We start from the raw sequence: 10,169 nt of genomic DNA on the forward strand, positions 1-10,169 counted from the left end.
CACCGGGAGGGGGCGCCCCCGGTCCCCGGACAGGGACGTCCGCTGGTCCGGGCTCCGGTGGGGCGGGCCCGGACCACGGACGCCCCGGCCCGGCGGAGCGACCCCACCCCCGCGCCACACCCCGCGGCCCAGGCCCTCACCCCTCCGCGATCACCACCGCCGACGCCACCCCCGCGTCATGGCTCAGCGAGATATGCCAGGAGCGCACCCCCAGCTGCTCCGCCCGGGCGGCCACCGTCCCGGTCACCCTCAGCCGCGGTCGCCCGCTCTCCTCCACGTACACCTCGGCGTCCGTCCAGTGCAGGCCCGCGGGCGCGCCCAGCGCCTTCGCGACCGCCTCCTTGGCCGCGAAGCGCGCCGCGAGCGAGGCCGGGCCGCGCCGCTCGCCGCTGGGCAGCAGCAGTTCCCGGTCGAGGAAGAGCCGCCGCGCCAGCCCCGGTGTCCGCCGCAGGGAGGCCGCGAACCGGTCGATCTCCGCGACGTCGATCCCCACCCCAATGATCACGTGACCCCTCACCCCTCCACGGGCTTCGTCCGGCACGACCACCCCGGCCGCGCCCACGGGATCAGGACCCGCCGGCGCCCCGGGGAGCCACCCGGCGCAACCGGCTCCCGGCCGTCCCGCACAGAGCCGCAGCCTACGGCCGTGACCGGCGTGACCGAGCACACCACCCGCGCCCGGCGCACACCACCGACAATGTGAAGGTGATCTCTTCTCCGCCACAGAGCGCGTCACAGAGCACACCGGACGAAACGCCCGAGGGCTGTCCGGCCACGCCCCCACACCTAGCGCCCGGCGCCGCGGGCCCCCCGTCCAGCGGGACGAACGGCACACACGGCACCACCGCCCGCAGCTCCACCCCGTATGTCGACCTCACCCGCGCCGAGTGGAGCGCGCTGCGCCACAAGACCCCGCTCCCCCTCACCGCCGAGGAGGTCGAGCGGCTCCGCGGCCTCGGTGACGTGATCGACCTGGACGAGGTACGGGAGGTGTACCTCCCGCTCTCCCGGCTGCTCAACCTCTATGTCCGCGCCACCGGCGAGCTGCGCGGCGCCCTCAACACCTTCCTCGGGGACGCGGGCGGCGGTCAGGCCGCCCAGCGCGGCACGCCCTTCGTCATCGGGGTCGCGGGCTCGGTCGCCGTCGGCAAGTCCACCGTCGCCCGGCTGCTCCAGGCGCTGCTCGCCCGCTGGCCCGAGCACCCCCGGGTCGAGCTGGTCACCACCGATGGCTTCCTGCTGCCGATGAAGGAGCTGACGGCCCGGGGGCTGATGTCGCGGAAAGGTTTCCCCGAGTCCTATGACCGCCGCGCCCTGACCCGGTTCGTCGCCGACATCAAGGCCGGGAAGGACGAGGTCACCGCGCCCGTCTACTCCCATCTGATCTATGACATCGTCCCCGGCGAGCGCCTGACGGTCCGCCGCCCCGACATCCTGATCGTGGAGGGCCTCAACGTCCTCCAGCCCGCCCTCCCCGGCAAGGACGGCCGCACCCGGGTCGGCCTCGCCGACTACTTCGACTTCTCGGTGTACGTGGACGCCCGGCCGGAGGACATCGAGCGCTGGTACCTCAACCGGTTCCGCACGCTGCGCGCGACCGCCTTCCGCGACCCCACCTCGTACTTCCGCAAGTACACCCAGGTCACCGAGGAGGAGGCGCTGGAGTACGCGGGAACCATGTGGCGCACGATCAACAAGCCGAACCTGCTGGAGAACGTGGCTCCCACCCGCGGCCGTGCCACGCTGGTCCTCCGCAAGGGACCCGACCACAAGGTCCAGCGCCTGTCACTGCGCAAGCTCTGACCGTCCAGCACCCGACCAGGCGAGCGCCCGAAGGAAGTCCCGCGTGCTGCATCTGAGAGTGATCACCCCGCCCGACCGCACCGCCCAGGTGGTGGCGCTGATGGAACAGAGCGTGGGCACCGCCCATCTGGTCGTCCTCCCGGGCGCCGCCCACGACCCCCGGGGCGACCTGGTCCAGTGCGACGTGGCGCGGGAGGCCGCGGACGAGCTGATCACGGCGCTGCGGGCGCTGCGCCTCGACGAGGACGGCGCGATCACCGTCGACACCCTCGACCTCTGTCTCTCCCGGCGGGCCGAGCGGGCCGAGGAGGAGGCGCCCGGGGAGGGTGCCGACGCGGTGCTCTGGGAACAGCTCGCCGACGCCACCCACGAGGAGTCGACACTCTCGGTCACCTACATCGCCTTCATGTCCCTCGCCACGATGATCGCCGCCTGCGGTGTGGTGCTGGACAACGCGATCCTCATCGTGGGCGCCATGGCGGTCGGGCCGGAGTTCGGTCCCCTGGCGGGGATCTGCACCGGTCTGGTCCGCCGGGCGCCCCGGCTGCTGTGGCGCTCCTCGCTGGCGCTGGTCACGGGCTTCGCGGTGGCCATGGTGGCCACCGTGGGCTTCAGCGTGCTGATGAGCTGGTTCGGGCTCTTCGACGCCGCCGGGCTGGAGGCGGCCCGGCCCAACACCAGCTTTATCTACCAGCCGGACGCCTTCTCCTTCGTGGTCGCGGTCCTGGCGGGCATCGCGGGCACCCTCTCCCTGACCTCGGCCCGCTCGGGCACCCTGGTGGGCGTGGCGATCTCCGTCACCACGATTCCCGCCGCCGCGAACGCCGCCGTCGCCTTCGGCTTCCAGGAGTACCGGCAGGCCTGGGGCTCCACCGAACAGCTTCTGCTCAATCTGACGGGCATCATCCTGGCGGGCACGGTGACCCTGCTGGTGCAGCACTGGGCCTGGTCCCGCCGCCGCGAACGGCCCCTGTCGCCCCTCGCCCGCTGAACCCCACCGCTGAACCCGGCCACGGGCCCGACGCTGAACCCGGCCGCTGACCCTGGCGGGCCCCGGCCTCCCACGCCGCGCTCACCGCCCCCGTACAGCACGGTGGGGCCGGCTCCCGTTCCCGGGAACCGGCCCCACCGGCCGTCAGCGCATCGGCTCAGCCCAGCGCCGACTTCACCACGTCCGCCAGCCGCTGCGCGACCGACCGGGCCTGGTCGATGTCGGCCGCCTCGACCATCACCCGCACCAGCGGCTCGGTCCCCGAGGGCCGCAGCAGCACCCGCCCGGTGGCGCCCAGCTCACGCTCGGCGTCCAGGACGGCGGCCGCCAGCTCCGCCGAGGTGCGCACCCGGGACTTGTCCACGTCCGGCACATTGATCAGGACCTGCGGCAGCTTCTCCATCACGGCCGCCAGCTCCGCCAGCGAACGCCCGGTGGCCGCGACCCGCGCGGCGAGCATCAGCCCGGTGAGGGTGCCGTCCCCGGTGGTGGCGTGGTCCAGCACGATCACATGCCCGGACTGCTCCCCGCCGAGGGCGAAGCCGTGCTCCTTCATGGACTCCAGCACATAGCGGTCGCCGACGGCCGTCTGGACCAGCTTCAGCCCCGCCCGCTCCATGGCGAGCTTGAAGCCGAGGTTGGACATGACGGTGGCGACGACGGTGTCCCCGCGCAGGGTGCCCGCCTCGCTCATCGCCAGCGCCAGCACGGCGAGGATCTGGTCGCCGTCGACCTCGGCGCCGGAGCCGTCGACCGCGAGGCAGCGGTCGGCGTCACCGTCGTGCGCGATACCGAAGTCGGCACCGTGCTCGACGACCGCCGCACGCAGCTGGCCGAGATGGGTGGAGCCGCAGCCGTCGTTGATGTTGAGCCCGTCCGGGCTGGCGCCGATGGTGATGACCTCGGCCCCGGCCCGCGCGAACGCCTCCGGCGAGACCCGCGCCGCGGCACCGTGCGCCTCGTCGAGGACGACCTTCAGCCCGTCGAGACGGTTGGGGAGTACGGCGATGAGATGGGCCACATAGGTGTCGAAGCCCTCGGCGTAGTCGGAGACCCGGCCCACTCCGGCACCGGTGGGGCGCTCCCAGGGGGCGCCGGTGCGGTGCTCCTCGTAGAGGGTCTCGATCCGGTCCTCCAGCTCGTCGGCGAGCTTGTGGCCGCCCCGGGCGAAGAACTTGACGCCGTTGTCCGGCATGGCGTTGTGGCTGGCGGAGAGCATCACGCCGAGATCGGCGCCGAGGACGCCGGTGAGATGGGCCACGGCGGGCGTCGGCAGCACACCGACCCGCAGCACGTCCACGCCCGCGCTCGCCAGGCCCGCCACGACGGCGGCCTCCAGGAACTCTCCCGAGGCGCGCGGATCGCGTCCGACCACGGCGGTGGGCCGGCGGCCCTCGCTGGTGCCCGCCTCCCCGACGAGCACATGTGCCGCGGCGACCGAGAGACCGAGCGCCAGCTCGGCCGTCAGATCGGCGTTGGCGACACCACGCACGCCGTCCGTGCCGAAGAGTCGTCCCACAACTTCCTCCGAACTTCTCCGTAGTGCTCCGTCATCACGAGCCTATGTACCCGCACATGCCCGCCGGAGCCCGAGGTGGTGCCGTGCCCGCCCGTCCGGACGCGCACGGAGGCCGGAAAGGCGTACGCCCCGGCAGCACGGAGTGCCGCCGGGGCGTACGGACAAACAGGCCGAGCAGGCGATTAGCGCTTGCTGTACTGCGGGGCCTTGCGGGCCTTCTTCAGACCGGCCTTCTTGCGCTCGACCGCGCGGTCGTCGCGGCTCAGGAAGCCGGCCTTCTTCAGCGGGCCGCGGTTGTTGTCCACGTCCGCCTCGTTCAGCGCGCGGGCCACGCCCAGGCGCAGGGCGCCGGCCTGACCGGAGACGCCGCCACCCGAGATACGGGCGATGACGTCGTAGCGGCCCTCAAGCTCCAGCACCTTGAAGGGCTCGTTGACTTCCTGCTGGTGCACCTTGTTGGGGAAGTAGTCCTCAAGGGTGCGACCGTTGATCTTCCACTTGCCGGTGCCCGGGACGATCCGGACACGGGCGATGGCGTTCTTGCGGCGGCCCAGGCCGGCGGCCGGCTGCGGGTCGCCGAAGCGCGACGCGAGGGACTCGGAGGTGTACTCGCCCTCGACGGGGATCTCCGACTCGAAGGTGGTGACCTCGGCGTAGGTCTCTTCGCCCTCGACGGGGATTTCAGCGGTGGTCTCGGCCACGATGTTCCTCAGATTCTTTTCGTCTTAGGGGATGGCCGGAACTACTGCGCGACCTGGGTGATCTCGAACGGGACCGGCTGCTGAGCAGCGTGCGGGTGGTTCTCGCCCGCGTAGACCTTCAGCTTCGAGAGCATCTGACGGCCCAGGGTGTTCTTGGGGATCATGCCCTTGATGGCCTTCTCGACGGCCTTCTCGGGGCTCTTGGCCAGCAGCTCGTCGTAGCGGACGGAGCGCAGACCGCCCGGGTAGCCGGAGTGGCGGTACGCCATCTTCTGGGTCTTCTTGTTGCCGGACAGGTGAACCTTGTCGGCGTTGATGATGATGACGAAGTCGCCCATGTCCATGTGGGGGGCGTAGATCGGCTTGTGCTTGCCCCGGAGGAGGTTCGCTGCCGTTGTCGCCAGACGGCCCAGGACAACGTCCTGCGCGTCGATGATGTGCCACTGGCGCGTCACATCGCCGGGCTTGGGGCTGTACGTACGCACGGTCGTAGCCTTCGCTTCTTCAGTGAGTGGGACTCCCACGGGCCCTGAGGCTCGGGAAGCGGGTCCTGACAAGGCCACACGAACGATCACATCAGCACTGGCAGCACGTGGGTGACGCAACCCTGTGCTCGCCGCTGGTGATCGGCCCGGTGGACCGGCGTAAGGGCCCCTCACGTGAGATAGAGCAAGCCAATACGCATAACGAAGCAGAAGCTTACCCGCCGCCCTCCCCAGGGGTCAAAACAGCCCTCCGATCCAGGCCAGGGAGGCCCAGGGAGAGCCGGGAGAGCCAGGCAGGTCAGCGGGCCCGGACCACCCGGCGCTCGTCCCAGACCGGGCCCGTCGACTCCCGCACCACCCCGTCCGACCCGAAGACCAGATAGCGATCGAACGTACGAGCGAACCAGCGGTCGTGGGTCACCGCCAGCACCGTCCCCTCATAGGTCTCCAGACCCTCCTGAAGCGCCTCCGCCGACTCCAGGTCCAGGTTGTCCGTCGGCTCGTCCAGCAGCAGCGCCGTCGTCCCCGCCAGCTCCAGCAGCAGGATCTGGAACCGGGCCTGCTGGCCACCGGAGAGCCGGTCGAAGGGCTGGTCGCCCTGGCGCTCCAGCTCATAGCGGCGGAGCACGGACATCGCCCCGCCCCGGTCCCGCGCGTACGCGGTCCACAGGATGTCGACGAGGGTGCGGCCCTCCAGCTCCGGGTGGGCATGGGTCTGGGCGAAGTGCCCGGGCACCACCCGGGCGCCCAGCTTCCACTCACCGGTGTGGGCCACCGAACCGTCCCCGGCCAGCAGCCGCAGGAAGTGGGACTTGCCCGAGCCGTTCGAGCCCAGGACCGCGACCCGCTCCCCGTAGAAGACCTCCAGGTCGAACGGCTTCATCAGCCCGGTCAGCTCCAGCCGTCGGCAGGTCAGCGCCCGCACCCCGGTCCGCCCGCCCCGCAGCCGCATCCGGATCTCCTGCTTCCGGGGCGGCTCGGGCGGCGGCCCGGCCTCCTCGAACTTCCGCAGCCGGGTCTTGGCCGCCTGGTAGCGGGAGGCCATCTCATCGCTGCGGGCCGCGTACTGCTGCATGTCCAGCACCAGCCGCTTGAGCTGCGCCCGCTTCTCGTCCCAGCGCCGCCGCAGCTCCTCGAAACGCTCGAACCGCTCGGCACGGGCCTCGTGATAGGTGTCGAAACCGCCACCGTGGACCCAGACATCGGACCCGGCCGGGCTCGGCTCCACACTGACGATCTTCTGCGCGCCGCGCGCCAGCAGCTCCCGGTCATGGGAGACGAAGAGCACGGTCTTACGGGTCTCCTTGAGCCGCTCCTCCAGCCAGCGCTTGCCCGGGACGTCGAGGTAGTTGTCCGGCTCGTCCAGCAGCAGCACCTCGTCGGGACCGCGCAGCAGCGCCTCCAGCGCCAGCCGCTTCTGCTCGCCCCCCGACAGCGTGGCGAGCCCGCGCCACTGCGCCCGCTCATAGGGAACGCCGAGGGCCGCCATGGTGCAGATGTCCCAGAGCGTCTCCGCCTCGTAACCCCGCGCCTCCGACCAGTCGCTCAGCGCCTGCGCGTACCGCATCTGAGCGGCCTCGTCATCCACCGTCATGATCAGGTGCTCGGCCTCGTCGACGGCCCCCGCCGCCTCCCGCACCCGGGGCGGAGCCAGGGAGACCAGCAGGTCACGCACGGTCCGCTCATCCCGTACGGAGCCGATGAACTGGCGCATCACCCCGAGCCCGCCACTGACGGTGACCGATCCGCCATGAGGTTTCAGCTCGCCCGCGATGAGCCGCAGGAGAGTCGTCTTCCCCGCGCCGTTCGCCCCCACCAGGGCGACCACCGAGCCCTCCCCCACCCGGAAGGAGACGTCGCCGAGCAGCGGCCGTCCGTCCGGGAGGTAGTACTCAAGATGCGCGGCTTCGAGATGTCCCATCGTCCGATGATGACTCCCGCTCCCCCGTCGGCCCAACCGGATTAATATGCGCGGCATGAGCTTTGGCCAGGGGGGACCTCCGCGGGGGTCCGGCGAGCAGCGTCAGGGTCCGTACGGTTCCGGTCAGCCGCGGGACCCGCACCATCCCTACGGAACGTCCGCCCAGGGCCAGCACGCGGCGGATCCCCAGGGGCCGGGGCAGCCACCCCACCAGGGCCTTCCTCCGACCGGGCCACCCCCCTTCGCCGCCGCGCCGGGACCGTACGGACCGCCGCCGACGGCCCCGTTCGGCGCCCCGCCGGGCGGGGGGACCCCGGACTGGGCCGCCCTCGCCGACGCCTCGGCCGTACGGGCCCGGCGCAAGCGCTGGCTGCTGGTCGGCGGCGGTGTCCTCGCCACCGCGGCCGTCGCCGCGATCGTCGCCACCGCCATCGTCTCGGCGGGCGACGGAGACCGGCGGGCCACCGGGAACGAGCCGCTGACCGGTGCCTCCGCCCAGCCCGAGCCGACCTTCTCCGCCGTGGTCCCACCGCCCCCGCCCGACCCGGAGGAGTACATCTCCACCGAGCGCAAGGACACCGCGCCGCTGAGCCTCTCGACCCTCTTCCCGGGCCGGAAGCTGACCCTGGGCGAACGGAGCTACACCAAGGGCGCCACCGCCCGTGCCGGGAACTGCGCCTCGGGCGTCCAGAACGGCCTCGGCGCGGTCCTCACCGCCAACGGCTGTGACCAGGTCCTCCGTGCCACGTACCGCAAGGACGGGGTCGCGGTCACGGTCGGTGTCGCCGTCTTCGGCGAGGAGAAGGAGGCCCAGCGGGCCCTGCGCCAGTCACGCGGCAGCGTCGCGCCCCTGGCCGGGGACGGCGTCCCCACCTTCTGCAAGGGCGGCCCGGTCTGCCGGTTCACCGCCAACTCCTACGGCCGGTACGCCTACTTCACCGCCACCGGCCACACCGACGGCCGCTCGGTGACCCAGGATGACAAGGCCGCCTTCCGGGCGGGCGACGATCTGGCGGAGTTCACCTTCCGGCAGATCGTCCGCCGGGGCGAGGCCCAGGCCCGGGCGGCGGCCACCGGCGGCTGATCCGGGGCGACGGGCCGCGGACGCGGAGTCGGACCCCCTCAGCAGCAGCCCGGGGCCCCCGGCAGCGTCCGCTTGTTGCGGGCCTCCCGGTTCCGCGCGGCCAGCAGTCCGTCGGCCGGGTAGCCGACCTCCTCCAGCGTCAGGCCATGCGGGCGCACCACATGCACGGCCGAGTCGCGCACCCCGGCGGCCAGCACCTTCGCGGGCCACTCCACCGGCCGGTGCCCGTCCCCGACGAAGAGCATCGCGCCCACCAGCGAACGCACCATGTTGTGGCAGAAGGCGTCCGCCCGCACGGTGGCGGTGATGATCCCCGCCGCGTCCCGCTCCCAGGAGAGCCGCTGGAGGGTACGGATGGTGGTGGCGCCCTCACGCCGCTTGCAGTAGGCGGCGAAGTCGTGTTCGCCCAGCAGCCGCTCGGAGGCCGCGTTCATGGCGTCCACGTCCAGCGGCCAGTCGTGCCAGAGCACATGTCCGCGCAGCAGCGGGTCGACGCCGCCGGGGTGATCGGTGACCCGGTAGGCGTACCGGCGCCAGATCGCGGAGAAGCGGGCGTTGAACCCGGCCGGGGCCTCCTCGGCCCGCCAGATCCGCACATCGCGCGACAGCCGCCCGGCGAGCCGCTTCAGCAGCTTCTCCCGGTGCTCGGCCCAGACCTCCGCCGGAAGGTCGACATGGGCGACCTGACCCCGCGCGTGCACCCCGGCGTCGGTACGCCCGGCGACGGTCAGCTCATAGGTCACCGGGGAGCGGGTGACCGTGCGCAGCGCGTCCTCGATCTCCCCCTGGACGGTCCGCCGTCCCCCCGCCTGCTTGGCCCAGCCGGAGAAGTCCCTGCCGTCGTACGACAGGTCCAGCCGTACCCGTACCGCCCCGGGCTCCACGTCATCGCTCACGTCATCGATCCTCTCAGAGCCCACCGGGCACACCCGCCCGTGCGGACACAGCGGAACGGGCCCGCTCCCCCGAGGGAGCGGGCCCGTCCGACCAGCCTTCAGAACGCTCAGGCGTCCTTGGACTCCGTGCCTTCCGGCTTGGCGTCCTCGACCTGCTCGGCGGCGGCCTCGGCGGGCGCGTCCTCGGTGGCCGCGTCCTCCTTCTTGAGGGCGTCCTCCTTGACGGCGCGCTTGGCGGCGGCCTCGGCCTCGGCGACGGTCGCCTTCTTGGCGATCTCGCCCTCGACCAGCTCGATCACGGCCATGGGCGCGTTGTCACCACGACGGTTGCCGATCTTGGTGATACGGGTGTAGCCACCCGGGCGCTCGGCGTAGCGAGGAGCGATCTCGGTGAAGAGCGCGTGGACGATGCCCTTGTCCGTGATCGTCTGGAGGACCAGACGACGGTTGTGGATGTCGCCCTTCTTCGCCTTGGTGATCAGGCGCTCCGCGACCGGGCGCAGACGGCGCGCCTTGGCCTCGGTGGTGGTGATGCGGCCGTGCTCGAAGAGCGAGCGGGCGAGGTTCGCCAGCATCAGACGCTCGTGCGCGGCGCTGCCGCCCAGACGGGCACCCTTGGTGGGCTTCGGCATGGTGTTTCTCCTTGTGTGCTGCACCGGCCGTACCAGGTACCGGTGTCAGTTCCCCCCGAACGGTCGTCCGGGGAAAGTCTCAGGCGTCTCAGGCGGCTCGGATATCGAGGGCGCCATCAGAGCGCGCGGGGCCGGGC

Annotated in this window: 10 protein-coding genes; 3 read left to right on the forward strand and 7 right to left on the reverse strand. The window is 72.0% G+C overall.

The genetic code is table 11. The annotated features are described in order from the left end of the window. Nucleotides 1-136: 136 nt before the first annotated feature. A complete protein-coding gene (locus ACFVIM_RS28435; protein ID WP_384307078.1) occupies nt 137-505 on the reverse strand; it encodes a holo-ACP synthase in 369 nt (122 codons plus the stop codon). A gap of 200 nt (nt 506-705) precedes the next feature. Here ACFVIM_RS28435 and coaA point away from each other — a divergent pair, with 200 nt between their 5' ends. Next, nucleotides 706-1,803, forward strand: a complete 1,098-nt coding sequence (coaA, locus tag ACFVIM_RS28440) for a type I pantothenate kinase (RefSeq protein ID WP_384307080.1) — start codon at nt 706-708, stop codon at nt 1,801-1,803. A gap of 43 nt (nt 1,804-1,846) precedes the next feature. Then, nucleotides 1,847-2,794 carry a DUF389 domain-containing protein gene (locus tag ACFVIM_RS28445; protein WP_384307082.1) on the forward strand — a complete coding sequence of 316 codons (948 nt, stop codon included), beginning with the start codon at nt 1,847-1,849 and terminating at the stop codon, nt 2,792-2,794. Between the two features lie 157 nt (nt 2,795-2,951). Here ACFVIM_RS28445 and glmM read toward each other — a convergent pair whose 3' ends face one another. From glmM to ACFVIM_RS28465, 4 genes are all read right to left on the reverse strand, one after another. Next, nucleotides 2,952-4,313 carry a phosphoglucosamine mutase gene (glmM, locus tag ACFVIM_RS28450; protein WP_384307084.1) on the reverse strand — a complete coding sequence of 454 codons (1,362 nt, stop codon included), beginning with the start codon at nt 4,311-4,313 and terminating at the stop codon, nt 2,952-2,954. 182 nt (nt 4,314-4,495) lie between these two features. Continuing rightward, nucleotides 4,496-5,014, reverse strand: a complete 519-nt coding sequence (rpsI, locus tag ACFVIM_RS28455; protein WP_384307087.1) for a 30S ribosomal protein S9 — start codon at nt 5,012-5,014, stop codon at nt 4,496-4,498. A 41-nt stretch (nt 5,015-5,055) separates the two neighbouring features. Further along, nucleotides 5,056-5,499, reverse strand: coding sequence for a 50S ribosomal protein L13 (rplM, locus tag ACFVIM_RS28460; RefSeq protein ID WP_384307090.1), 444 nt, complete (start codon nt 5,497-5,499; stop codon nt 5,056-5,058). Nucleotides 5,500-5,797: 298 nt separating this feature from the next. Next, nucleotides 5,798-7,420: an ABC-F family ATP-binding cassette domain-containing protein gene (locus tag ACFVIM_RS28465; RefSeq protein ID WP_384307092.1), complete on the reverse strand. Its 1,623-nt coding sequence runs from the start codon at nt 7,418-7,420 to the stop codon at nt 5,798-5,800. A gap of 55 nt (nt 7,421-7,475) precedes the next feature. On the opposite strand from ACFVIM_RS28465, the gene ACFVIM_RS28470 reads away from it, so the two are divergent. Next, entirely contained in the window at nt 7,476-8,504 is a 1,029-nt protein-coding gene (locus tag ACFVIM_RS28470; protein ID WP_384307095.1) for a hypothetical protein, read from the forward strand. Between the two features lie 38 nt (nt 8,505-8,542). On the opposite strand, the gene truA is transcribed toward ACFVIM_RS28470, so the two are convergent. Together truA and rplQ are read right to left on the reverse strand one after the other, a co-directional pair. Beyond that, nucleotides 8,543-9,400, reverse strand: a complete 858-nt coding sequence (gene truA, locus ACFVIM_RS28475; protein ID WP_384307097.1) for a tRNA pseudouridine(38-40) synthase TruA — start codon at nt 9,398-9,400, stop codon at nt 8,543-8,545. A gap of 107 nt (nt 9,401-9,507) precedes the next feature. Next, nucleotides 9,508-10,032 carry a 50S ribosomal protein L17 gene (gene rplQ, locus ACFVIM_RS28480; RefSeq protein ID WP_384307100.1) on the reverse strand — a complete coding sequence of 175 codons (525 nt, stop codon included), beginning with the start codon at nt 10,030-10,032 and terminating at the stop codon, nt 9,508-9,510. Nucleotides 10,033-10,169 lie beyond the last annotated feature (137 nt).

This window comes from Streptomyces sp. NPDC057638 (assembly GCF_042800315.1).
Taxonomy (GTDB): Bacteria; Actinomycetota; Actinomycetes; order Streptomycetales; family Streptomycetaceae; genus Streptomyces.

Bases quoted from the DNA above. Each gene is read 5' to 3' on its own strand.
- ACFVIM_RS28465 (WP_384307092.1), bottom strand. From the start codon at position 7,420: ATGGGACATCTCGAAGCCGCGCATCTTGAGTACTACCTCCCGGACGGA.
- ACFVIM_RS28470 (WP_384307095.1), top strand. From the start codon at position 7,476: ATGAGCTTTGGCCAGGGGGGACCTCCGCGGGGGTCCGGCGAGCAGCGT.
- rplQ (WP_384307100.1), bottom strand. From the start codon at position 10,032: ATGCCGAAGCCCACCAAGGGTGCCCGTCTGGGCGGCAGCGCCGCGCAC.